The 23,648-nt window shown below is 61.1% G+C and carries 23 protein-coding genes; 11 read left to right on the top strand and 12 right to left on the bottom strand.

Going from position 1 to position 23,648, the window contains the following annotated elements; translation table 11 throughout:
* Positions 1–112 precede the first annotated feature (112 nt).
* The 3 genes from ACTJLB_RS15165 to ACTJLB_RS15155 form a co-directional block, all read right to left on the bottom strand.
* Positions 113–1,801, bottom strand: a complete 1,689-nt coding sequence (locus ACTJLB_RS15165) for a purple acid phosphatase family protein (RefSeq protein ID WP_440783737.1) — start codon at positions 1,799–1,801, stop codon at positions 113–115.
* An 88-nt stretch (positions 1,802–1,889) separates the two neighbouring features.
* Positions 1,890–2,333 (bottom strand): hypothetical protein, encoded by a 444-nt coding sequence (locus ACTJLB_RS15160; RefSeq protein WP_440783736.1) that lies wholly within the window; start codon positions 2,331–2,333, stop codon positions 1,890–1,892.
* A gap of 54 nt (positions 2,334–2,387) precedes the next feature.
* Positions 2,388–4,322, bottom strand: coding sequence for a putative bifunctional diguanylate cyclase/phosphodiesterase (locus tag ACTJLB_RS15155; protein WP_440783735.1), 1,935 nt, complete (start codon positions 4,320–4,322; stop codon positions 2,388–2,390).
* A gap of 353 nt (positions 4,323–4,675) precedes the next feature.
* On the opposite strand from ACTJLB_RS15155, the gene ACTJLB_RS15150 reads away from it, so the two are divergent.
* The 6 genes from ACTJLB_RS15150 to ACTJLB_RS15125 all read left to right on the top strand — a co-directional run bounded on the left by ACTJLB_RS15150 (position 4,676) and on the right by ACTJLB_RS15125 (position 10,699).
* A complete protein-coding gene (locus ACTJLB_RS15150; protein ID WP_440783734.1) occupies positions 4,676–5,770 on the top strand; it encodes an ABC transporter ATP-binding protein in 1,095 nt (364 codons plus the stop codon).
* On the top strand, positions 5,757–6,881 hold the full coding sequence (locus tag ACTJLB_RS15145; RefSeq protein WP_310070306.1) for an ABC transporter ATP-binding protein: 1,125 nt from the start codon (positions 5,757–5,759) through the stop codon (positions 6,879–6,881). Before ACTJLB_RS15150 ends, ACTJLB_RS15145 begins: the two co-directional genes overlap by 14 nt.
* Positions 6,878–7,774, top strand: a complete 897-nt coding sequence (locus tag ACTJLB_RS15140) for a carbohydrate ABC transporter permease (RefSeq protein WP_020068787.1) — start codon at positions 6,878–6,880, stop codon at positions 7,772–7,774. Before ACTJLB_RS15145 ends, ACTJLB_RS15140 begins: the two co-directional genes overlap by 4 nt.
* Positions 7,764–8,576 carry a carbohydrate ABC transporter permease gene (locus ACTJLB_RS15135; protein ID WP_027801006.1) on the top strand — a complete coding sequence of 271 codons (813 nt, stop codon included), beginning with the start codon at positions 7,764–7,766 and terminating at the stop codon, positions 8,574–8,576. Before ACTJLB_RS15140 ends, ACTJLB_RS15135 begins: the two co-directional genes overlap by 11 nt.
* Positions 8,576–8,857, top strand: coding sequence for a DUF2160 domain-containing protein (locus ACTJLB_RS15130; RefSeq protein ID WP_027778187.1), 282 nt, complete (start codon positions 8,576–8,578; stop codon positions 8,855–8,857). Before ACTJLB_RS15135 ends, ACTJLB_RS15130 begins: the two co-directional genes overlap by 1 nt.
* 102 nt (positions 8,858–8,959) lie before the next feature.
* Positions 8,960–10,699 carry an ABC transporter substrate-binding protein gene (locus tag ACTJLB_RS15125; protein ID WP_087751810.1) on the top strand — a complete coding sequence of 580 codons (1,740 nt, stop codon included), beginning with the start codon at positions 8,960–8,962 and terminating at the stop codon, positions 10,697–10,699.
* Positions 10,700–10,815: 116 nt separating this feature from the next.
* Here the strand turns inward: ACTJLB_RS15125 and ACTJLB_RS15120 are convergent, their stop codons facing one another.
* Both ACTJLB_RS15120 and ACTJLB_RS15115 read right to left on the bottom strand, forming a co-directional pair.
* The gene (locus tag ACTJLB_RS15120; protein WP_410802715.1) at positions 10,816–11,325 is read right to left on the bottom strand and encodes a DUF1697 domain-containing protein; all 510 of its coding nucleotides are present in this window, start codon (positions 11,323–11,325) and stop codon (positions 10,816–10,818) included.
* Positions 11,326–11,358: 33 nt separating this feature from the next.
* Positions 11,359–11,922 (bottom strand): DUF2182 domain-containing protein, encoded by a 564-nt coding sequence (locus ACTJLB_RS15115; protein ID WP_440783822.1) that lies wholly within the window; start codon positions 11,920–11,922, stop codon positions 11,359–11,361.
* 13 nt (positions 11,923–11,935) lie between these two features.
* On the opposite strand from ACTJLB_RS15115, the gene ACTJLB_RS15110 reads away from it, so the two are divergent.
* Positions 11,936–12,121 (top strand): hypothetical protein, encoded by a 186-nt coding sequence (locus ACTJLB_RS15110; protein WP_440783733.1) that lies wholly within the window; start codon positions 11,936–11,938, stop codon positions 12,119–12,121.
* A 91-nt stretch (positions 12,122–12,212) separates the two neighbouring features.
* Here the strand turns inward: ACTJLB_RS15110 and ACTJLB_RS15105 are convergent, their stop codons facing one another.
* Positions 12,213–12,980, bottom strand: coding sequence for a DUF899 domain-containing protein (locus ACTJLB_RS15105; RefSeq protein WP_440783732.1), 768 nt, complete (start codon positions 12,978–12,980; stop codon positions 12,213–12,215).
* A gap of 129 nt (positions 12,981–13,109) precedes the next feature.
* Between ACTJLB_RS15105 and ACTJLB_RS15100 the strand changes: the two genes are divergently transcribed.
* Positions 13,110–14,330, top strand: coding sequence for a helix-turn-helix domain-containing protein (locus ACTJLB_RS15100; protein WP_440783731.1), 1,221 nt, complete (start codon positions 13,110–13,112; stop codon positions 14,328–14,330).
* 9 nt (positions 14,331–14,339) lie between these two features.
* A complete protein-coding gene (locus tag ACTJLB_RS15095) occupies positions 14,340–14,993 on the top strand; it encodes a Vgb family protein (RefSeq protein ID WP_440783730.1) in 654 nt (217 codons plus the stop codon).
* Between the two features lie 36 nt (positions 14,994–15,029).
* Here ACTJLB_RS15095 and ACTJLB_RS15090 read toward each other — a convergent pair whose 3' ends face one another.
* Entirely contained in the window at positions 15,030–15,977 is a 948-nt protein-coding gene (locus tag ACTJLB_RS15090; RefSeq protein ID WP_020068778.1) for a GlxA family transcriptional regulator, read from the bottom strand.
* Positions 15,978–16,096: 119 nt separating this feature from the next.
* On the opposite strand from ACTJLB_RS15090, the gene ACTJLB_RS15085 reads away from it, so the two are divergent.
* Complete coding sequence (locus ACTJLB_RS15085) at positions 16,097–16,894, top strand: SDR family NAD(P)-dependent oxidoreductase (RefSeq protein ID WP_440783729.1); 798 nt, start codon at positions 16,097–16,099, stop codon at positions 16,892–16,894.
* A gap of 115 nt (positions 16,895–17,009) precedes the next feature.
* Here the strand turns inward: ACTJLB_RS15085 and ACTJLB_RS15080 are convergent, their stop codons facing one another.
* From ACTJLB_RS15080 to ACTJLB_RS15065, 4 genes are all read right to left on the bottom strand, one after another.
* Entirely contained in the window at positions 17,010–17,912 is a 903-nt protein-coding gene (locus ACTJLB_RS15080) for a DMT family transporter (protein ID WP_087751816.1), read from the bottom strand.
* Positions 17,913–18,073: 161 nt separating this feature from the next.
* Positions 18,074–19,444 carry an MFS transporter gene (locus ACTJLB_RS15075; protein ID WP_440783728.1) on the bottom strand — a complete coding sequence of 457 codons (1,371 nt, stop codon included), beginning with the start codon at positions 19,442–19,444 and terminating at the stop codon, positions 18,074–18,076.
* 319 nt (positions 19,445–19,763) lie between these two features.
* Entirely contained in the window at positions 19,764–20,696 is a 933-nt protein-coding gene (locus ACTJLB_RS15070) for an MBL fold metallo-hydrolase (RefSeq protein WP_440783727.1), read from the bottom strand.
* Positions 20,697–21,061: 365 nt separating this feature from the next.
* Complete coding sequence (locus ACTJLB_RS15065) at positions 21,062–21,472, bottom strand: rhodanese-like domain-containing protein (RefSeq protein ID WP_440783726.1); 411 nt, start codon at positions 21,470–21,472, stop codon at positions 21,062–21,064.
* 126 nt (positions 21,473–21,598) lie between these two features.
* On the opposite strand from ACTJLB_RS15065, the gene ftrA reads away from it, so the two are divergent.
* Positions 21,599–22,627 (top strand): transcriptional regulator FtrA, encoded by a 1,029-nt coding sequence (gene ftrA, locus ACTJLB_RS15060; protein WP_440783725.1) that lies wholly within the window; start codon positions 21,599–21,601, stop codon positions 22,625–22,627.
* Positions 22,628–22,686: 59 nt separating this feature from the next.
* Here ftrA and ACTJLB_RS15055 read toward each other — a convergent pair whose 3' ends face one another.
* Positions 22,687–23,562, bottom strand: a complete 876-nt coding sequence (locus ACTJLB_RS15055; protein ID WP_440783724.1) for a LysR family transcriptional regulator — start codon at positions 23,560–23,562, stop codon at positions 22,687–22,689.
* Positions 23,563–23,648 lie beyond the last annotated feature (86 nt).

Below are 23,648 nucleotides of genomic sequence, written 5' to 3'. Positions count from 1 at the left end.
CCGGCGATTCGAAAGGCTTCTGTAACCGCCTCATCGCGTACCGGTAAGACGTGTAACAAAACCTGCCGCGCCGTCTCTTCCCCTTGCTTCTTGCCTCTCCCCGGCTCGCGCGTCAGCGCTTGCGTTTCTTCTTCAGCTCGATGGTTTCGAACAGTTCATAGTTCGATGTAGGCGTCTGGTCCGCGCCGGGTGCGTGATAGTAGTTCATCGTGATGGTCGTCTCGCCGCCCGGATGGCCCGGCTCATGATCGAACACGGCGATGCCGTAGCCGGTGCCGGTGTCTCGTTGCGCGGACCAGATTGCGTCTTCCACCGCATCGGCGCTTGCCCGCACGAACGTGCCCGCCGTGCTGCCTGGAACCGGACGGTTAGGCCGCGTGAAAATGCGCGCTTGCGGCAGGCCCGTGCCCGCGTCGAGGCCATACACGTCGAGCGGTGCGCTCGTGCCGCCGCCGCCGAGAATCAGGTGGATCGTGCCGTGGCTCGTATCGAATGTCGACGCCCCAGCGGATATTGCCGACATGACCGGCTTGGGCTGCAATGGATCGACCGGACGACCCGTGGCGATGTCGGTGCCCTTGTTGTGATTGCAGCCGCGCACCGGATAGCTGCGCTCATAGTCGTGATCGTGGCCGCACAGCACGAGGTCCACGCCATAACGATCGAAAAGCGGGAGCCAGGCTTCGCGGATGCCTTTGTCCGAACCGTTGCCCGTCTTCGAAGAACTCAACGCGTCCTGATGCATCTGCACGACGATCCAGTCGACGTCGTCGTCCTGGGCCGCGTGGCGGAGCGTCTTCTCCAGCCAGCGCGTTTGCTCGCCGCCGCTGTAGCCTCGCACATAAAAGGACGTGCCAGGCTCGATCGGCGGATTGCCGGTGCTCGCTGCCGGCACGAGCGGTGCCGGCCCGCCCACGAACGCAGCGGCGTCCTGATAGACGACGTCGTCGGCATCGAGCGAAATGAACAGCACCGAGCTCACGCGGAAGCTGTACCAGCGCCCCTGAAATCGCGTGTGATTGTCAGGCAACGCGTAACGCGCGAGGTACGACGCGAACCCTTGCTCGCCGTTGTGAAACTCGATCTCGTGATTACCGGGGCATGGCATCCACGGTCGATTCGCGGCTGAAGTTTGACAGTTGTTGCCAAAGTCGCGCCACACTTCCGGCTGCTGTGTCGGGTTCAGATTTGCATAACAAAGGTCGCCGTTGAGCAGGTGAAAGAGCGGCTGAAAGCGCTCGACCGCCTGCACGGCGAACCGGCTTTGCGGCGACGAGAGCACCCATCCGGTATTCGGCGTGGCGAGGTCGCCATAACTCGTCCAGCGAAACGGTGCGCGGCCTCGCGGTGCCGTGCGGAAGCTGCCGCTGAAGGGCTGCGCCGCGTTGCTGTCGTTATCGGCCGTGACCTCGTATTCGTAACTCGTGTCCGGCTTGAGATCGCGCAGACGCGCGTGATAGTTGAATACCACTTCGCCGTTGAGGCCGTCGGTGTACGTGGTCTGCACGCCATGTACGATCCGTTTGCCGTCTCCAACCCGGCCAATACACAAATGCGGCTTCACGGCAGCCGCGAGCGACGCCCACGATACCGTGACTTCATTGGATGGATCGTTGCCCCAGGTTAGGTGTACCTGCTCCGGTGTGCCGTCCGGCGTTGTGCCTGCGGCGCGCGCCGTTGACAGCGCGTTGGCTGCACTAGCGAGACTCGATGCGCCGGCGAACTTCAGGAACCCGCGACGCGAAACGATGGAAGCGCCCTGATCGGCTGGCGAAGCCTTAGCGTTTTTTGTGTTCGACATGTCTATGTTTTGTGGGTAGGAAGGACTGGCGGCTTGACCAGTGATCCTAGTCGCGAAACAGTGACAGTTGAATGAAACGGATCAAACGCTAACGACTGGGAGGCTGCGGGTTGCTGGCAGGATTCGTATCGAACTTCCAAATGCGCTCGATACCGCTTTCAACACCGCCGGATGCGCCGCTCTCACCGCATAGCGCTAATAGTTCGGTCTCCATTGCATCGGCGGTTTGCTTGTCGTAGATCTGTTCGCCATTCACGTAGACCGTGAACGAGCGCAGGTACTTCGCTTTCTTCTCCGGGTTTTCGATCGTCTCGCGCGTCCACTGATAGAGCGGATATTTTTCGATGCCGAGCCGCTCCGCCTCGCTCACATAATCCGCGAATGCGTCGTACTGACAAATTACGGTCGCGTTATGGTGGTGCAAAATCCGTTGAAGCGGGACATGCGCCGCGCCGGAAGAATCGGCGCGCAATGCGCTGGCAAGTTCTGGCGAGACGGTGAGCCGTAGCTGGAATTTGAGTGTCGAGTCCACGTGTTCCTCACTGTCGGATAAAGGCGCCGCATTGCGCCGCGGTCACGAAACCGCCTAGGCCGGATTCACCGACTGCGCCGGCAGCTTTTCGTCGATGCGCGCGATCTCGCAGCCTTGCACCGGTCTGCCGAGTAAAAAACCCTGCGCATGTGTGCAGCCGGAACGGCGCACGAAGTCGAGTTGCTCTTCAGTTTCGATGCCTTCCGCCGTGGTCGGCATACCGATTTCGCGCGCCAATGCGACGATCCCTCGCACGACCGCAGCAGATTCGCGCCGATGCACCGACTCCTTGACGAACGAACTGTCGATCTTCAGCTTGTCGAATGTGAAACGCACGAGCGTCGACATCGTCGAGAAGCCCGTGCCGAAATCGTCGAGTGCAAGGCCGATACCCAATGCACGCAACCGCGAAATATTGCGCCGGGTCACGACGTCGTCGTTCAGCAGTACCGTCTCCGTCACCTCGATGTTAAGACGCTCGGGCGGAAGACGCGTCTTGCGAAGCACGCCCGCAACGATCGACGCAAACGTCTCTTCACGTAATTGCACCGGCGATACATTGACCGCAACCGGAACCTTGTCGCGCCACATGACCGCTTCCTTGCACGACTGCAATAGCGCCCATTCGCCGAGCGCGAGGATCAGGCCGGTGCGCTCCGCAGTCGGAATGAAGGCCGAGGGCGACAGCTCGCCGCGTGTCGGATGCTTCCAGCGAATCAGCGCCTCGCGGCCCGTCACAAAGCCGCTGGCCACATCGACAATCGGCTGATACTCCATGCGCAGTCCGCTGAACGAACGCAGCGCCCCTTCAAGGTCACTGCGCAGCAGGCTCAGGTTTTCGTCGGATACATGTTGCTCCGCGTCGAAAATGACGTACGCGCTCTTGCCGCTGCGCTTGACCGCATACAACGCGCGGTCGGCGCAGATCAGCAATTGCGGCCCGGTCGTCGCGTGCTCGGGACACAGCGCGACGCCCACACTCGCGCCAATATGCACGAGCGCCTCACTCAACGCGAAGGGCCGGGCCAAGGTTTTGACGATTCTGTCCGCGAGCACGCGGACATCGCGGGACGGGTCGGGTGCTTCTGAAATGACCACGAATTCATCGCCTGCAAGGCGTCCGACGATGTCGGCGGCAGGCAGCACTTCGCGCAAGCGGACCGCGGCCTCTTGGAGAATCTGGTCGCCGGCGGCATGACCCAGGCTGTCGTTGATTGCCTTGAAGCCGTCCAGGTCGATCAATAGAACGGCGAACAATGGCTCGCGATGCGACGAGCCTACCGCCGTGCGCTCCAGCAGCAGTTCGTTAATGCGCGCCCGATTCGGCAAGCCCGTCAGGCTATCGTGATGCGCAAGCCGCTGACTGTTTTCGCGCGCGAGCAGCAGCGCGACCGTATCGCGATTACTGCGCAGCGCAACGGTCAGAAAACCGGCGGCACAGAACGGCGCCTGAAACAGCAGCACGAGTTTTCCTGAGCCGGGCGACAGCGCGGCGCCGACTCCCAGTAAACCGAGAATAAAGAGGATCTGCAGCATGACCAGCCGCGGCGTGGCCGCATTGCGTCCGGCCAGCCCGCCGACAACGCCGACGGCGCAAACATTGCCAAGCAGAAAGAGCGTCGCGTCGCCGCTGATATTGCACAGCAAACTACCGAAGCCAAACAACGCGCTCCACAGAATACTTGCGAACACAAACGCGGAGGTAGGCGTGGGCAAATCCCGCGCACTACAGCGGCGACACAGCCAGATAAGCCAGAGACGCACCATGAGCAGCGCAACAACGGCGCCTGTCCAACTCGCATATAGCAGGTTTGGATACAGATAGTAGGCCGTGGCGCAGACGCTGATTTCGCAGATCGACGCGAACACGATTGACCACGTTCGCGTGAAAAGATTGGCGAGAAGTATTTGCCGGTTCTCGGTGCTCAGGTTTTGAGCCGAAGAGACGATCCACCTGAAAAATGGAGACCTTGGTTCGCTAAAAGCCATGACCTGCGCATTTTTAATGGTTAGTGAATCGAAACGGCAGCGTGGCCGATTATTACGTAAACCTAAGTCGAAAGGTTAAATCGGACAGGGAAGCGGCGTAAATCGCCTTCCCAATTGTTGGGCATCCAGAGCAAACCGAAGGCTGCTGGTCGTGCTTACGAACACCCAAATCGACTAGGTTCTCTATTTCCGCCTTTCGTAAGGTTAACCCCGATTTAAACGCAAACCAACAAAAGGGACATTCTGTTTGCTGCGTGTAATCAGAGTGCAAACCAATTGACGCCTCCGCGAAGCTCCGGCTCCGCGGCTGGCGCAGACACCCAGACATATCTCGCGCCCGAAAGGAGAGCAATTTGGTCCTGGAACTGGAGCAAGTGAGTGTCGTTTCTGGCGGGCAACCGTATCTGTACGGCGTGAATTTGCGTCTCGTGCCAGGCGCCATCAATGTGTTGCTCGGTCCTACCCAGGCCGGCAAGACAACGCTAATGCGCGTCATGGCGGGACTGGACAGGCCAAGCGCGGGCCGCGTGCTCGTAGACGGCCAGGACGTGACAGGCGTGAGTGTGCGCCGGCGCAACCTTGCAATGGTTTATCAGCAGTTCATCAATTACCCGGCGATGACGGTGTTTCAGAACATCGCCTCGCCGCTCCAGCTTCAGAAGACCGACCCCGCCGAAATTCGCCGGCGCGTGCAGGAAGTCGCGGCAAAACTGCATATCGAGCATCTGCTGGAGCGGCGGCCGAGCGAACTGTCAGGCGGCCAGCAGCAGCGGTGCGCGCTGGCGCGCGCACTCGTGAAGCGCACATCGCTTGTATTGCTCGACGAACCGCTCGTCAATCTCGACTACAAGCTGCGCGAAGAATTGCGCATGGAACTCGCCACGCTTTTCGCGGACGGCAAGACGACCGTGGTGTACGCGACCACGGAGCCTCTTGAAGCATTGCTGCTGGGCGGCTATACGGCAATCGTGGATAAAGGCCGCGTGCTGCAATTCGGCCCGACGCTCGACGTCTACAACGCACCGGTCGACGTGGACGCCGCGGCCGTCTTCAACGATCCGCCTATGAACATGCTCACGAGCGAACTGAACGGTAACGGCAGCGCGAGACTGCCGATCGGCATCGACGTGCCGATCCGTCGCGGCACCGCTGCGAACGGCACATGCCGCATCGGTATCCGGCCGGGGCACTTGCGTCTTGCGGCGAAGACATCGCATGCGATTGCCGTTCCATGCCGGCTCGAACTCGCCGAACTGAGCGGTTCGGAAACCTATCTGCATCTGCACACGCTCAACGGCGGCATCGATCTCGTCGCGCAGTTGCAAGGCGTGCATCAGATCGAACTCGGCACGCAACTCGACATATTCATCGACCCCGACGAACTGTTTGTGTTCGGCGCGGATACGAAGCTCGTGTCCAGTCCGGAGGCCGCCTATGGCGCGCATTGAGTTTCAGAATCTCGCGCACGCGTATCGTCCGAATCCGGCGACGCTCGACGACTACGCGCTGCAACCCATGAGCATGGTCTGGGAAGACGGCGGCGCTTACGCGTTACTCGGACCATCCGGTTGCGGCAAGACCACGCTGCTGAACATCGTCTCCGGTCTCGTCAAGCCTTCCGAGGGCAAGGTGCTGTTCGACGGACGCGACGTGACCGCGCTAGGCGCACGCGAGCGCAACATCGCGCAAGTGTTCCAGTTCCCGGTGATCTACGACACCATGAGCGTGTTCGACAACCTCGCGTTCCCGCTGCGCAACCGCAAAATACCGGCAGCCGAAGTCAGGAAGCGCGTGCACGAAGTCGCCGAAATTCTCGACATGACGCGGGATCTGCCGCATAAGGCGAGCAACCTCGCAGCGGACGCGAAGCAAAAGATTTCGCTGGGACGCGGCCTTGTGCGTCAGGACGTCGCAGCGATCCTATTCGACGAGCCGCTGACCGTGATCGATCCGGCCATGAAATGGATGCTGCGCCGACAACTGAAGAAGATCCATCAGCAACTCAAGCTCACGCTCATTTACGTTACGCACGATCAGGTCGAGGCACTCACCTTCGCCGACGAAGTCGTGGTCATGACAAACGGTCGCGTGGTTCAGAAGGGCGGCGCCGATGCGCTTTTTCTACGGCCGGATCACGCGTTCGTCGGCTACTTCATCGGCAGTCCCGGCATGAATCTTTGCCCAATCGAGCTTGACGCGGAAGGCGTGAAGATCGGCGCCCAACGGCTTGCTCTGGACACTGACACACTCGCCACGCTAAGACACGCGCATGAGCATGCAAACGGCTCGCTCACACTCGGCATTCGCCCCGAGTTCGTGCGGCTCGCACAGGAAGGCGAAGCGGGTGCGGTCAAGGCGCAGGTACTGCGCGCGCAACAGCTCGGCAACTATCAACTCGTCACCGCGCAATGCGACGGCCATCTGTTCAACGCCAAGCTCGAGCCGCATGTGCGGGTGGTCGACGGACCGGCCTGGCTGCGCCTCGCCGCGCCTGAAACAGTGTTCTTCTGCAACGACGAAAGAATCGACGCACGCATCTCCGAAGGGGCCGCGCGATGAATAAGCCCGTCAATCAGAAAGCGTGGCTGCTGGTCGTGCCCGTGTTTATCTGCGTCGCGTTCTCCGCGATCCTGCCGCTGATGACAGTGGTCAATTATTCGGTGCAGGACATTATCAGCCCGACACAGCATGTGTTCGTCGGCACCGAGTGGTTTCGCAACATCATGACCGATCCCGACCTGCGCGACGCGCTCGGCAGGCAGATCATATTTTCCGCTTGCGTGTTGCTGTTCGAAATTCCGCTCGGCGTGGGCCTCGCGCTTGCGATGCCGGCTTCGGGTTGGCGCGCATCCGCGGCGCTCGTCATACTCGCCATGCCGCTGCTGATTCCATGGAACGTGGTCGGCACGATCTGGCAGATCTTTGGACGCCCGGATATCGGTCTGCTCGGTTATTGGCTCAATAGCCTCGGCTTCGACTACAACTACACGGCGAGCCCCACGGCCGCGTGGCTCACCGTACTCGTGATGGACATCTGGCACTGGACGCCGCTCGTCGCACTGCTGTGCTATGCGGGCCTGCGCGCGATTCCAGACGCGTTCTATCAGGCCGCCGAAATCGACGGCGCAAGCCGCTTTGCCGTGTTCCGCTACATCGAATTACCGAAGATGCGCGGCGTGCTGATGATCGCCGTGCTGCTGCGCTTCATGGACAGCTTCATGATCTACACCGAGCCGTTTGTATTGACAGGCGGCGGTCCCGGCGATTCCACGACGTTCCTCAGCCAGTACCTGACACAGAAAGCCGTCGGCCAATTCGACCTCGGCCCAGCCGCCGCATTTTCGCTGATCTATTTCCTCATCATTCTGCTGCTGTGCTTCATTCTCTATAACTGGATGAGCCGTGTAGGCAAAGGCGGCCCCGCTGCGGAAGGAGACGAACATGCAGGATAAGCGCCGCTGGATGCGCACGTTGGTGCTCGTCGTTTATATGTTGTTCGCGCTGATTCCGCTGTACTGGATGCTCTCGATCTCGTTGCGCACGAACGAAGAAACTATGTCGACGTTCGCCACACTGCCGCAGCATGTGACGTTCGAGAACTACAAGATCATTTTCACCGATCCGTCCTGGTACTGGGGCTACATCAATTCGATCATCTACGTGTTGATGAATACGGTGATGTCGGTGCTCGTCGCGCTGCCTGCCGCTTATGCGTTCTCACGCTACCGCTTTCTCGGCGACAAGCACATGTTCTTCTGGCTGCTCACCAACCGGATGACGCCGCCCGCCGTGTTCCTGCTGCCGTTTTTCCAGCTCTATTCGAGCGTCGGGTTGACCGACACGTACATTGCCGTTGCGCTTGCGCACATGCTGTTCAACGTGCCGCTCGCGGTGTGGATTCTCGAAGGCTTCATGTCGGGCGTATCGCGCGAAATCGACGAAACAGCGTATATCGACGGCTATACGTTCCCCGCTTTCTTCGTGAAGATTTTCCTGCCGCTGATCAAGTCGGGCGTCGGCGTGACGGCTTTCTTCTGCTTCATGTTCAGCTGGGTCGAACTGCTGCTCGCACGCACGCTGACCTCCGTGAACGCGAAGCCGATTGCAGCGGTGATGACACGCACGGTGTCGGCGGCCGGCATGGACTGGGGCGTGTTGTCCGCGGCGGGCGTGCTGACCATCGTTCCTGGTGCGCTAGTGATCTACTTCGTGCGCAACTACATCGCGAAGGGCTTTGCGATGGGGAGAGTCTGATGTTCACGTGGATGTACTGGACGCCCGAAGTGGCGCTCTTCTTCGGCTGCATTGTCGTAATGCTGGCCGGCATGACGATGTGGGAACTGCGCTCGCCGACGACTGAACGCAAGGGCTTTCTGCCCATCTCGACCACGCGTGGCGACCGCCTGTTCATCGGTCTTCTCGCGGCGGCGTATGTGAACCTCGCATGGATCGGCATCAGCGCCGAAGGCTCGAATTCGTGGCCGGGATTCGTGGCTTCGGTGCTCGTTCTGCTCGCGATCATGTGGAAAGGCTAGCGAGTCGACACATGCAATGAAGGCTGGCAACTCCCGGTTCCGCTGATGCCCCGAGCGGGCTCCGGCCAGATTTAAGGGGCACGAAAGACACAGGAGAAGACCATGCAACAGAGGAGACGGATCGTCGCGCTCGCAGTGGCAGGCATCGTGTCGGGTGCCCTTGCGAACCAGGCGCAAGCGGGCATGCCCGAAGCGCAAAAATGGGTCGATAGCGAATTTCAGCCAAGCACGCTTTCGAAACAGCAGCAGATGGACGAAATGAAATGGTTCGTCGACACGTCTGCCAAACTGAAGTCGCAAGGCGTCAAGGAGATACACGTGGTGTCGGAAACTATCGACACGCACATCTATGAATCGAAAACACTCGCGAAAGCGTTCACCGAAATCACCGGTATTCAGGTAAAGCACGACATCATTCAGGAAGGCGATGTCGTCGAAAAATTGCAGACGTCGATGCAATCCGGGCAAAGTATTTACGACGGCTGGATTTCCGACTCCGACCTGATCGGCACGCACTATCGCTACGGCGTGATCGTGCCGCTGTCCGACTACATGACAGGCGAAGGCAAGGACTATACGAACCCTGGCCTCGACATCAAAGACTTCATTGGCACGAGTTTCACGACCGCGCCAGACAAGAAGCTCTATCAACTGCCCGACCAGCAGTTCGCCAACCTTTACTGGTTCCGCGCCGACTGGTTCGCGCGCAAGGACTTGCAGGACAAGTTCAAGGCGAAGTACGGCTACGAGTTGGGCGTGCCGGTGAACTGGTCCGCGTATGAAGACATTGCCGAGTTCTTTACCAACGACGTGAAGAACATCGACGGTGAAAAAGTCTACGGTCATATGGACTACGGCAAGAAAGACCCGTCGCTCGGCTGGCGCTTCACGGACGCATGGCTTTCAATGGCGGGCGAAGCTGACAAGGGCATCCCGAACGGCATGCCGGTCGACGAATGGGGCATACGCGTGACGCCGGACGGCTGTCATCCGGTGGGCGCGTCGGTGTCGCGCGGCGGCGGCACCAACAGTCCCGCAGCGGTCTATGCGACGACCAAGTACATCGACTGGCTCAAGAAATACGCGCCGCCCGAGGCCTCGGGCATGACCTTCAGCGAGGCGGGCCCGGTGCCTGCACAAGGCAAGATCGCGCAACAGGTCTTCTGGTACACGGCGTTTACCGCGTCGATGCTCAAGCCCGGCAATGTCACGAATCCGGACGGCACGCCGAAGTGGCGCATGGCGCCGTCGCCGCACGGCGCATACTGGAAAGACGGCATGCAGAACGGCTACCAGGACGTTGGCTCGTGGACCTTCTTCAAGTCGACGCCGCCCAATCAGCGCGCCGCAGCCTGGCTCTATGCGCAGTTCGTAACGGCAAAGAGCGTGTCGCTGAAGAAGTCGATTGTCGGTCTCACGTTCATTCGCGACTCCGACATTCATAGCGACTACTTCACGAAGAACGCGGACAAGTACGGCGGTCTGATCGAGTTCTATCGCAGCCCGGCACGCGTCGCGTGGACGCCGACCGGCAACAACGTGCCCGACTATCCGAAGATGGCACAGCTGTGGTGGAAGAACGTCGGCACGGCAGTCGCCGGTGAAAAGTCGCCGCAGGCCGCAATGGATAACCTCGCGAAGGAAATGGACCAGGTGTTGTCCCGTTTGCAACGCGCCGGCATGAAAGTGTGTGCGCCGGAGCTGAATGCGCAAAGCGATCCGTCGAAGTGGTTGTCCGATCAACACGCGCCGTGGAAGAAGCTCGCCAACGAGAAGCCGAAGGGCGAGACGGTCAAGTACGAGCAGTTGCTGTCGGCGTGGAAGGCGGGCAAGGTGCGCTAGGCGGCTGATCTGGAAATTGGCAGTTAATAGAAGGGCGGCACCATGCGTGCCGCCCTTTTTCATGCCGCCGATGCCGCCGATGCCGCCGATGCCACCGATGCCGCAACCTGCATGCGCTATTCGTTCGCCATGTCTACCAGCTTCGCAACCGTGTTCATGTTGCGTGCGGTTCCCGTTCTGGCGGCCGGGATTTTCAGCTTCGTGTCTGCCATTCCGTTGTTGTAATGCACGTAGATTTCTCGCGCGCCGAGCGCCATTTCTTCTTCGCGCTGGCCGCTTGCGTGAGTCAGCGCGTCGGCGGGCGGCGGTGTGTCGAGAAAAATCGCGACCGTCCGATTCGGCGCGGCGGACTTGAATGGATTGGCGGTCAGCACCTGCGCAAGTTCCTCACGCGTTCGCACCGCAACACCCACCGGCTTGCCCGCGTACTCTTCAAGGCAACGCTCGAGCCGGCTTTTCACCGATGCCTCGGCAAGCTTGCTGTCGAACACGACGTTGCCGCTTGCAATGTATGTGCGCACATTGGTGAAGCCAACGGCTTCGCACATGGTTCGCAATTCAGCCATTGGAAGCCTGCCGGTGCCGCCAACATTCACAGCGCGCAGAAAAGCAACGTATCGGGTCATCGAGTGAGTTCTTTTGATGTCGAATACAAGTCTTTACACGAGCAAGGCGGCTCGCACGATCATAAACAAGCCAGCGCCGATCACCACAAATCCAATGCCCCGCGCGAAGAATTCGCCGTGTGGCGCCACGCGTTCGAGCGTAATAGCGGCCGTGACCGCCACCATTGCACGCAGATCCATCACGCCGGCCACGGCAAGCACCGCAGTCAAGCTTGCGCAGCACACACAGCAATGGAGGCCTAGCCGCACACCATATCTTATCGCGGCGACCGCGCGCGCAGGCAGTGCATGAAGGCCGGATTGAGCCGCGTGACGGCAACAGCGAAGATAACGCGCCTTCAGCGCCGTGAGTTGCAACGCGCCCGCGCTGAGCACGATTACGCCGGCCACAATGGGAACAACGCGAGAATCCGCGGGCATGCGCATCACAAGCGCCGCTAACGTCGCGCCGAACACAAACAGCGCTGTACCCAACGCGGCCCACACAGCGAAATAGCCCACGCCGGCAAGCAACGTCATAAGTGCTGCGCGCGCGCGCCCTGCTCTGCGAAGCGCCTCGTCATATCGCCACAACACGGGTGCGAGCGACGGCAGCATCATAGCGATCATCATGACGACCCACATGCCGACGAACCTTGCCGCCACGCCCGGCCACGTGCGGCCGCACATGGGCATCCACGTCATCGACATGGCCCAGCCGCCGGGCATGGGCATGTCGTCCATGGTCGACATGGACCCGCATGCAACGACAGTTGCCGCCGCGCAGACTGCGAACAGCAACGCACAGACACCGTAAAAGAATGCGCGCGAACGAGGAGCGCGCATGTCGAGGTATTGCGTCGGGAAGTCGCCGCATCGGCTTACGTGCACGGGCTTCATCATGCACCTCAGCCCATTGCGTACTCGTCGTGACGGCGCCACCAGATGCCCGTTTCGTTGCGGCCCTTCGGCGCGCGGTCGAGCCATTGGTACATGCCCCACAGGCCGTCGAGTCCACGCGCGTAGGTGGAATACGTGTGGTACACCGCGCCGTCTTCCAGAACGAAGGCGCTTAGTCCTGGCCGGTCGCGCGCGTAAGTGGATGCGTCGGTACCGCAAGTCGCCGCGAATTGCGCGACGGGCTCCGGCGCCGGTACCGCGTCCATTGCATGACGGCCGCGCTGATAGTTGTATTCGACGGTGCCCTCGCGCTGTTGCTCCTCGGTAAAGGAGATGTTGAAGTCGAAGTTGAAGTCACTGCCCGCCGACGAAGCCCACGGAAACGTCCACCCCATGCGCCGCTTGTACTCCTGCAGCTTCGCGAGCGGCGCACGGGATATGGCTGTCAGCGCCACGTCGTGATTGGCCAGATGAATCGCGATGCCGTCGAAACCATCCGCGATCGACGAGCATGACGGGCATCCTGCCTTGTAGTCCGGCCCGAACATGAAGTGATAGACGAGAAGCTGCGAGCGTCCGCCAAACAGGTCGGCAAGCGATGCGACGCCCTGCTCCGTCTCGAACCGGTATGTCTTGTCGATGCGGACCCAAGGCAATTCCTGGCGTCGGCGCGCCAGTTCGTCGCTGCGCCGCGTGAGCTCTTTTTCAGCGTTGAGCAGATCGATGCGCGCTGCCAGCCACTGCTCGCGTGTTCCGGTCGTATGTGTCGTCGTCATGATTCTCTCCGTTCTGTTTTCCTCGTCGCTCGATCGCTTTCGATGCGACGTACTGGTTGGCGGTCGTGCTAGATTAGTGTCGGGATTCCGGACGGTGGGAGTGACAAGTGTGGCGCGATTTCAATCAGCATGGACCCGCTAATCCAGGCCGCCGCTCAGGCGCTCGCAGCGGGTGATCCGCTCGGCGCATTGAAGCGCGTCGCGTTACGCGGCGACGCGCCGGCGCTCGCGCTTCGCGGCATCGCGATGGCGCAACTGGGCGATTTCATCCGGGCCAAGGCGCTCGTGCGAAGCGCGGCGCGCGCGTTCGGTTCGAAGCAAGCCGTGGCCCGCGCGAGGTGTGTCGTGGCGGAGGCAGAGATCGCGCTGGCGTCGCGCGATCTTGCGTGGCCGGCGAAAGCGCTGGGCGCTGCGCGCGCGACGCTCGAAGCACACGGCGACCGTGCCAATGCCGCACATGCGGGCTATCTGGAAGTTCGCAGGCTTGTTCTGATCGGACATATCGACGAGGCCGAGCGCATGCTCGGCACATTCGATTCCGCGACTTTGCCGCCCATGCTCCGAGCGGCACACCAGCTCATGGTGGCGAGCATCGCGCTACGGCGTTTGCAGGCCAACAAGGCTCGCGCCGCCTTCACACGAGCCAGACGTGCGGCACGAGCTGCCGAGATTCCCGCGCTGATCGCCGAGGTTGAGAGCGCATCGAATACGTTGAACGTGCCGGCCGCGCGCCTGATCGAAAGAGGCGAACAGCGGCTGTTGCTGCTCGATGAAGTCGAAGCACTGTTAATGTCGAACGCGTTCGTGGTCGACGCCTGTCGCAATGTCGTGCAGAAATCCGGTACGGCTGTCTCGCTGGCAAGGCGTCCGGTACTGTTCAATCTCGCGTACCAGCTTGCCGAAGCATGGCCCGCCGATGTATCGCGCGACACGCTGATCGCACGCGCATTCAGAACGAAAGATGCCGATGACTCGCACCGCGCGCGTCTGCGAGTGGAAATCGGCCGCCTCCGCATGGTGCTTGGCACGTTGGCCGATATAAGCGCGACGCCGCATGGCTTTGCATTGGCGCCGCGCGACGGGCAAGAGGTTCGGGTACTCGCGCGGCCCGTCGACGAGACTCATGCGGCCATGCTCGCGCTGCTCGCGGATGGCGAGTCGTGGTCGAGTTCTGCGCTCGCGCTCGCACTCGGCGCAAGTCAGCGTACCGTACAGCGCGCACTCGATTCGCTCGCCGCCGTTGGCAAGGCCCAGTCGTTCGGCAGAGGCCGCGCGCGCCGCTGGATGGCCCCGCCAGCGTCTGGATTCGCGACAACGTTGTTACTCCCCTCGCCCGTCACGCTCAATTAGGATGGCAGCATGAATCGATCGAACGCCACTATCATCCGCGAATACGGTCCGTTCCCGGACGTGCAGCAAGTGGCTGGCGTCACCTACGACGGCCAGCAGGTCTGGATTGCAACGGGCAAGACGTTGAACGCATTCGATCCCGCGAGCGGGGAGACTCTGCGCGCAATCGAAATCGCCGCCGATGCGGGCACAGCCTTCGACGGCCAGCATCTGTTTCAGATTGCCGCGGGCCGCATCCACAAGATCGACCCGTCAACCGGCCACGTGCTTTCGAGCCTCCCTGCGCCGGGAGGCAATGGCGCGTCGGGACTCGCATGGGCCGAGGGATCGTTGTGGGTCGGCGAGTATCGCGAGCGCAAGATCCATCAGGTCGATCCCGAGACCGGCGTCGTGCTTTCGAGCATCGAGTCGAACCGTTTTGTGACGGGCGTCACGTGGGTAGACGGCGAGCTTTGGCACGGCACCTGGGAAGACGATGCAAGCGAGTTGAGGCACGTCGACCCACGTACCGGCGAGGTACTGGAAAGCCTTGAGATGCCCGAGGGCGTGGGCGTGTCAGGTCTCGAATCCGATGGCAGCGGGCAGTTCTTTTGCGGCGGCGGAAACAGCGGGAAGGTGCGCGCAGTGCGCCGTCCGCAACGCGAGACGGGCGACGTCAGCTGATTCGCTCTGCTTTTGCGCCGCGAACCACGGTCTTTTTCACGCTGCACTACGCACTTCGCGACGCACCGCCTGCGGCGGCACGCCAAACCCGCGTATGAACGCCTCGCGCAAATGGCGGCGGTCGCGAAAGCCAGTCTCTTTCGCAATGACGTCGAGCGGATGCCGGCTTTGCTCGATCATCAGGCGCGCGGCTTCGAGGCGAAGGCTTTCAATAGCACGCGCGGGCGATTGCCCCGTTTCTAGCGTGAACACACGACTGAACTGCCGCGGACTCAGGTTCGCTTTATCGGCCAGTTCATCGACGGTAAGTGGCCGGCTCAGGTTCTCACGCGCGTAGTTCAACGCGCTCTGAATGCGGTCAGACTTGGGCGCAAGGTTGAGCATTTCCGAATGCTGCGATTGGCCACCCGAGCGCCGCTGATGCATGACGAGCTTGTGCGCAACGGAACGCGCCACTTCGGCGCCCAGATCTTTTTCGACCATCGCAAGCGCGAGATCGAGCCCGGCAGTCATTCCGGCCGACGTCCAGATCGGACCGTCGACGATATAAATGCGGTCGTCTTCCACGCGAACGTCGGGAAAGCGCTTCTGCATTTCACGCGCGTAAGCCCAGTGTGTCGTGGCGCGACGCTGCGATAACAGACCCGCCTCAGCGACCACGAAGCCGCCTGTGCAAATACCGCCGATGCGCCGCGCGCGCGGCCCGGTCTTGCGCAGGAACGCGAGCACGTCTTGGGGCGCCGGCGATGCCAGCGGATCGTTAACGCCTGCAACGATCCACGTATCCGTTTGACGGCGCGATTTGAGCGGACTCGTGCTCATGGTCATACCTAGCGACGAACGCACCTCGCCGCCCGCAGGCGAAAAATTCTCCACCTGATAGAACGGCTCGCCCACTACGAGGTTTGCGTATTCGAAAACAGCTTGCGTGGCGATCGCCATGACCTGAAAGCCGTCGCTCAGCAAATATCCCACGCGGTGCATATCCGTTCTCCGTCCAAGTGGATGTCCTGAAACCTAACCATATATGTCATTTGCGTCGCCGTCAAAACGGGACAGAATTCGTTCACACCATCAACGGTTGATTGCAAAGGAGTGACATCATGACTGAAGCACACAAGGGCACTGCACTGATTACGGGCGCGTCGTCGGGCATCGGTGCAATCTACGCGGACCGCCTCGCGCGGCGCGGCTACGATCTCGTCCTGGTCGCCCGTAACCGCGAGCGCCTCGCCGCGCTGTCCAGTCGAATCACGACCGAAACGCGCCGCAGCGTCGAGATACTGGACGCCGATCTGGGCGACAAAGCTGGGCTCGCAGCGGTAGAAGCGAAACTGAAACAGGACGCGAGCATTACGCTTCTGGTCAATAACGCCGGTGTCGGCACGCATACGCCGCTCGTCGACAGCGACGTCGATGCAATGCAGCGCATGATCGACCTGAATGTGAGCGCGCTGACGCGGCTCACGTATGCGGCCGTGCCCGGCTTCGTCGCGCGTGGCAAGGGGGCGTTGATCAACATTGCGTCCATCGTGGCCATTGCGCCGGAGGTTCTCAACGGCGTGTATGGCGGCAGCAAGGCGTTCGTGCTGGCCTTCAGCCAGTCGCTGAAGCACGAACTGGCCGACAAGGGGGTTCAGGTGCAAGCGGTTCTGCCGGGCGCAACCGCCACCGAGTTCTGGCAAACGGGTGGCCTGCCGCTCGAAAACCTCGACAAGGCAATCGTGATGTCCGCCGACGACATGGTCGACGCAGCACTGGTCGGCTTCGATCGCGGCGAGCTGATCACCATTCCGTCACTGCATGCGGTTGAAAAGTGGGAAGACTACGAGGCTGCGCGCCGCGCGATGTTCTCGCTGTTGTCGACCAATGCGCCGGCGCCGCGCTACAAGGTAGCTTGACCCGCGACAGTGGAAAGTGGCGGCGGATCGCGGCGAATTCGTGCAAATTGCATCGGCAGCGCAATTCGCCGGGTCGCCGCAAGTTGCATTGATTCGGCGCCCGCAGGCCATCGCATCAGGCGAGAGGTCCTTCGGGCGCTTTGCGGCGCACCGCGACCGCAATGGCGCTGCCCACGATCATCAATATGCCCGCCACCGACAGAAGCTCTAGCGTTTCGCCCCACAGCACATAGCCGAAAAGCGCCGCCCAGACGATGCTCGTGTAGTTATACGGAGCCAGCGCGCCTGCGTCCGCGCGGCGGAAGGCCACCGTCATCAGCATTTGGCCCGCGGTCGCGAAGACGCCGAGGGCAGCCATCACGAGGAGTGCGTCCACCGAAGGCGTGCGCCATTTGAAGAGCAACGTGCAACCCATGACCACGGTGCCCATTGCCGTGAAGAAGAGAACGGTGGTCGCGGAGTCGTCGGTCGGCCGAATGCGTTTGATCTGGACGATGGAGAGCGCGCCGCAAAACGCGCTTGCCAGCAGGATCACGGGCCCTAGCCAGGACGTCTGCGCGCCGCCGGGCCGTACCACGAGCAGTACGCCGAGAAAACCCACAATTGCGGCTGCGGCGCCGCGTGGCGTCAAGCGCTCGTTGAGCATTAGCGGGGCCAGCACGATGACGATCAGCGTCTCCGAATAGGCAAGCGCGACTGCTTCGCTGAGCGGCACATAAGGCAGGCCGGCAAAGAACAGAGCCGAGGCGCCGAGGAGTGCGATCGCGCGCGTGGTCTGCCCTTTAACGTCGATATTCCGCAAGCGGTCGGACAGCGGCCGGCTTCCTCCGCAACACAGCAAAATGGCGGGAAACAGGCCGAAAAGCATGCGGAAAAACGTGACCTCGTTGGCCGGATATTGCAGCGCAACCGACTTGGCCAGCGCATCGACCACTGCAAAGCAGAACATCGAGGCAAGGATGGTGCCGACGCTGCCAAGCGAAAGTGAACTACCGTGGGTGGACGCGGAAGTCGGCATGTGAGAACGCTATCCGTATGGGGATTTGCATGATCTCACAGACGCACGGGTTGGCGCTTCACACTACGTGGTGTCGGAAACCGGCAGCGCAGCAACGGCTTCGCCGGCGGCAAAGCGCGAGTTACACGATGCGGCGGGCTTTGCCGCGCCGCACCTGACAGTCAGGCGTGACGATGACCGTGCCCCCGGTCGCCCATCGAGCGCGGCTCGTCGTATTCCTGCGAAATGTCCTTGTTCGTGTAGTCGCCGAGTCGCGAAGCGGCGAACAGGCTGAGCACTCCGCAAACGAACACGTAAACCGCGATTGCGTAGCCGGAATGATAGTAAGCGAATAGTGCAGTCGCGATCAGCGGCGCAGGACCGCCCGCGATTACCGAGGCCAGTTGATAACCGAGCGACGCCCCGCTGTACCGCAGGCGCCCCGTGAACGACTCTGCGATCAGTGCGGCCTGAGGCCCGTACATCATCGAATGCGGCACTAGCGAGAGTACGATCGCGAGGAAAATCAACGTCGGATTGCGGGTGTCGACCATGGCGAAATAGACGAAACCGAACAAGCCCGCTGCGGCGGCTCCGATCATATACATGCGGCGACGTCCGATAAGATCGGAAATATGGCCGAACAGCGGAATGGTGCCGAATTCCAGCACCGAAGCCGCCAGCACCGCTGTCAACAATAGATCGCGCGACGCCCCGAGTGTCGTCACGCCATACGTGAAGACGAAGGCCGTGAAAATGTAGAACGGCGCTTGCTCCGCCATACGCGCCACGGCCGAAAGAAGAATGTCTTTCGGCTGGCGGCGCAGGACTTCGAGCATCGGTGTCTTTTCGATCTTGCGCTCAGCGAGAAGCTTCGCGAAGATCGGCGTCTCCAGGATGTTCAGCCGGATATAAAGCCCGATACCAACCAGCAGGATGCTCAGAAAGAAAGGCACACGCCAGCCCCAGGTGACGAAGGCGTCGCCCGAAATCGCGCTCATTGCCAGCACGGCGAGATTAGCGAGGAACAGCCCCGCGGGTACGCCAAACTGCGGCCACGATGCGACGAAGCCACGATGCGCGTTGGTGCGGGCCCATTCCATCGACATCAACACGGAACCGCCCCACTCGCCACCCACGCCGACGCCTTGAATGAAGCGCAGCACGGTAAGCAGCACGGCGCCCCAGATGCCGATCGACGCGTACGTCGGAACAAATGCCACGGCGAATGTGGCGAGTCCCATCAGCAGGAGCGTGACGATCAGGGTAGCCTTGCGCCCTATTCGATCGCCATAGTGTCCAAAAATGGCAGCACCGACCGGCCTCGCGATGAAGCCGACCGCGTAGATCAAGAAAGCTTGAAGTGTGCCGACCAATGGATCCGATTGCGGGAAGTACAGCTTCGCGAAAACGAGACCCGTAACCGTACTGTAGAGAAAGAAGTCATACCATTCGATCGTAGTACCGATCGTACTGGCGACGACGGCGCGACGCAGCTGCCGCCGCGCGTCCTCTTCGGAGAGGGGCGCAGCCCCCGGTTGAGTGACAGTCATTTGGCATCCCCTGATAAAAGGGCGACATTTCATATTGACCGCGGGGACGCGCAGAGGTTCCGGCTATGCCGCTGTTTGATCAGATATGCTTACTAACGGCGTGGCATTGCTAATGCTCATGGGCTTTGAGCGAACGCGAACGCGCTTGAGGCCTGATCGGCGCACCGCGCGCTATCGTTTATCGTGTGAAGATTCGGCGCGTCCTGCCCGTCACGGGCCCGTTCTACACAAAAACGGCCGCGAGTCTCGTGAACTCGCGGCGGTTTTCTGCCACCCGTCATTGCAATCTATACGACGACGATCGATAGTCAGTTATCGATCAGTAGTCCCACTGAACCGGCACAAAACGGAAGCCGTCGCCGTTCTTTGCGATATGACCAATCGACGGGAACGCGACATGCGCTGCGGCCACCAGAGCGCCGGTTCTGGCGGCGTCGTTCAGCAGCGACATGCGCACGTCCACAGCTCCTTCAGGATCGTGTTCGAAGCCGTTTTGCCATTGCGGATTATCGAAGTTGACTTCGAAAATCGCGTCGCCGACGAACGTCAGCTTCTCGCCGTTCGATGCGACGTCCACGACGCAGTGCCCCGGCGTGTGGCCACCCGTCACGCGTGCCGATACGCCCGCCGCCACTTCCACGGTCTGATCGAACTGTACGATGTTTTCGCTGTATAGCTTGACGAACTTTGCAGCGGCCTTGCGCAGCGCGGGAGGAACCGTTTCCGGCATCACCGTCTTGCTGAAGTCCGGATTTTTCCAGAACTCCACTTCGGCGCGCGATACGTGAATGCGCACGTCCGGGCGCAGCCTGGCTTTGACGCCGTCGACATTCAGTCCGCCGACGTGATCCATATGCATGTGCGTAATCACGATATCGGTGATTGCAGCCAGGTCGATGCCAGCCGATTCCAGGCGCATCACCGACCGGCCGGCGCGAGAAAAGTATTCGAAACCATCGCCCACGCCGGAGTCGATCAGGATCAGGCGTTCGCCGCTGCGCACGAGTGCGACGTTCAGTGCCCAGTCGAACATGTCACGTTGCAGGAAGCGGCCATCGAACCATTCGTTGCGGTCCGCTTCGCTCACGTTGGTGGACATGGTCGAGGTCGGCAGCGGCAGAACGCCGTCGCTGATCAGCACGACGTCGACAGCGCCCACGCGCACGGCATAGCGGGAAGACACGAGTTCGCCTGCACCCTCTTTACCAAGGCCGGCGATCACGGACTGCACATTGCGGGTTGTTTCGCTCATCTTCAATAGTCCTGTTGATTAAGTGGGGTAAGCCGCACGGTGCGGCTCACGAGCACGACCACGAATCTCGCGCGCTTCGGTTGCTCGCCTTTCGACCGAGCCTGCGACGCATTGTAGGTAGGGCCCGCGAACGCCACTAGCACTGCGAAGGTGTTCACCATGTTGTCTCGATGACAACAATCGGCGATGAGCGGGCGATTAGAGCGACGCGAGTAGCAGGCTTATTGAGGAGCAGTTACAGAGGACACGCGCGGCCTTGCGGTGGATGACCGCGCCACGCGATCTGGAGCAGTCGGACGATGCCGTGGGCAGGCATCGTCCGTTCCGAATCGGGAGCTAACGTTGACGGCGAGCTAGAAAAGCCACTACTCCACTTCGCTCACAGTGAGGCTGCCGCCTTCGTCGAGCCATCCGGTGATCCCGCCAATCATTACTTTCACCGGCCGCCCCAGCAAAGCAAGCCGTATTGCACCACGCGTAGCGCCGTTGCAATGGGGACCCGCGCAGTACGTGACGAAGACCGTTTCAGGCGGATAGTTCACCAACTTGGACTCGACTATTTTGCCGTGTGGCAGATTGACCGCGCCCGGCACATGACCCCGCGCGAAGAGCGTCGGGCTGCGCACATCGAGCAGCACGAATCCGGGCGTGCCGCCAGCGAGCGCGCTGGCGACATCGGAGCAATCGGTCTCGAATTGCAGCGTCGCGCGGAAGTGGGCAAGCGCGACTGCGCTGTCCGCTGGGGGCACGGCGGTGACGGCGTTGGTAGTCGACATGTTTGAACTCTGCATAAATCCTCGGATGAACATAGCGCCTGGCGATTTGATCCAGGAGCCCCATTCTGGCGTCGAGCGGCGATCCGGATAAGTGGCGCAATCGTCAATCTTCGGTAACATCACGCCATGGACAGTCATCTCGTCGTTGCGCTGGCTTACGACCGGCTTTGTACTTTCGAATTCGGCTGCGTGACCGAACTGTTCGCGCTCGAGCGTCCAGAGCTCGGTGTCGACTGGTATCGATTCGCGGTTTGCGCGAGCGAGCCAGGCCCGCTCCGCGCCGCGGGCGGCATCACGGTCGCTGCGCCCTACACGCTCAAGGTGCTGGATCGCGCAGATACCATCGTGGTGCCAGGTTGGCGCGATGCGGACGAATTGCCGCCCGAGGCACTGCTTAAGAAGATTCGCAATGCTTACCGCCGTGGAGCGCGTCTTTGCTCGATCTGCTCCGGCGTGTTCGTGCTGGCAGCGGCCGGCGTGCTCGACGGCAAGACTGTGACGACCCACTGGCGATACGCCGCGAAACTGCAGGAGCGCTACCCGCAAATTCGCGTGCAGCCGGATGCGTTGTATGTGGACGAAGGACAGATCATCACGTCGGCGGGCTCCGCTGCGGGGCTGGACATGCTGCTCCATCTGGTGCGACGCGATTACGGTGGAGCGGTGGCAAATCGGGTTGCACAGAGGCTCGTGGTGCCGCCTCATCGGGAGGGTGGACAGGCGCAGTTCGTCCCGCGTCCAATGCCGCAGGACGACAGCGGGCGTCTCGCGAAATTGATGGATTGGGTGCGCCAGTATCCCGCTTTGCCGCATACGCTGCGCTCGCTTGCAGAACGGGCTGCAATGAGTCCGCGCACGTTGCAGCGGCAATTTCATGACGCCACCGGCATGGCGCCATACGAATGGCTCGTGCGTGAACGCGTGACTGTGGCCCGTGAGATGCTTGAGGCACAGTCAGCATTACCCATTGGCCGCGTCGCCGAGTTAGCAGGGTTTGGCTCGGAGGAGTCAATGCGCCGGCATTTCCGACGTATCGCGCTCACGAGTCCGGCCGCATACCGGGCAAAGTTTGGCCATGGCGCGAGGGCCCAGAAACCTGGTTCTGGAATCGGGGGACGGTCGGGCGGAATTCGGGTTGACGCGCAGCTGGACTGATCGCAAATGCAATGCGCAGAAAGTCGGTTGCGATACAAGGCCGACGCCGGGAAGAACGGTTAGAGGTTTTTCAACGCGGCCCGCACGAATGGGACGAATCGTGATGTAACCGGGTTTTTCTGGGCATCCGCCCACACAAGCCCTACACGCCACTTCGCGTGCGCTCCGCGCAGCGGCAGGACGGTAGCGTTCCGGAGCAAATGCTGCGCACGTGACGGCACAAATGCCACGCCGACGCCTGCGGCAACAGATGCCAATACGGACTGCACATCATCGGCTTGTTGCGTCACATTGGGTACGAAGCCCTGTTCGCGACACCAGGCGTCGACTTGAGCAGCGAGTCCGGGCCCGCGCCCACGCCGCAACGCCAGGAAACCCATTTCGTTCAGCTTGCCGAAATCGGCAGGCAAACGCACTCGCTCAAAACTGGGGGGCAACGCCAAGGCCAATGTTTCGTCAATCACGCGAACCGACGAAAGACCCTCGACCGACAGCACCCGCATGAACCCCACATCCAGCTTCCCCGACAGAATGCGGCGAGATTGCTCATCGGAAGACAGATCGCTCAATGCAATCGCAACACCCGGATATTGCTGGCGGAAGTCGGCGATGATCTGCGGCGCAATTGTCAGCACCGACAGGCAAATACCAATTCGCAATTGCCCACGCCTGCCGCTGCCTGCCTCTCTCGCACGAGCGAGAATCTCGTCCGCATCGTCGACGAGCGCGCGTGCGTCGGGCAAAAAGGTTTCTCCGAACCGCGTCAACTCTGCGCCGTGACGACCCCGTTCGAACAGCTTCGCGCCCAGACTCGCCTCGAGTGCGCCAACCTGCTTGCTCAACGCCGGCTGGCTGATGTGCAGAGCGTCCGCCGCCCGCCCGAAATGACGCAGTTCGACGACGGACAAAAACGTCCTTAAGAGCTTCAGTTCCATTCTCTGCCGTTATCGTATTGATCAAATCATTCATTTTACTAATCGATGGCCGAGTTGTTCAATGCGAGTACGTCTTTCAGCGAGCG

The organism is Paraburkholderia sp. 22098 (assembly GCF_052045935.1).
Classification (GTDB): Bacteria; Pseudomonadota; Gammaproteobacteria; order Burkholderiales; family Burkholderiaceae; genus Paraburkholderia; species Paraburkholderia caledonica.
Note: the sequence above shows the minus strand (reverse complement) of the source record. Positions and strands in the feature narration are given on the sequence as shown.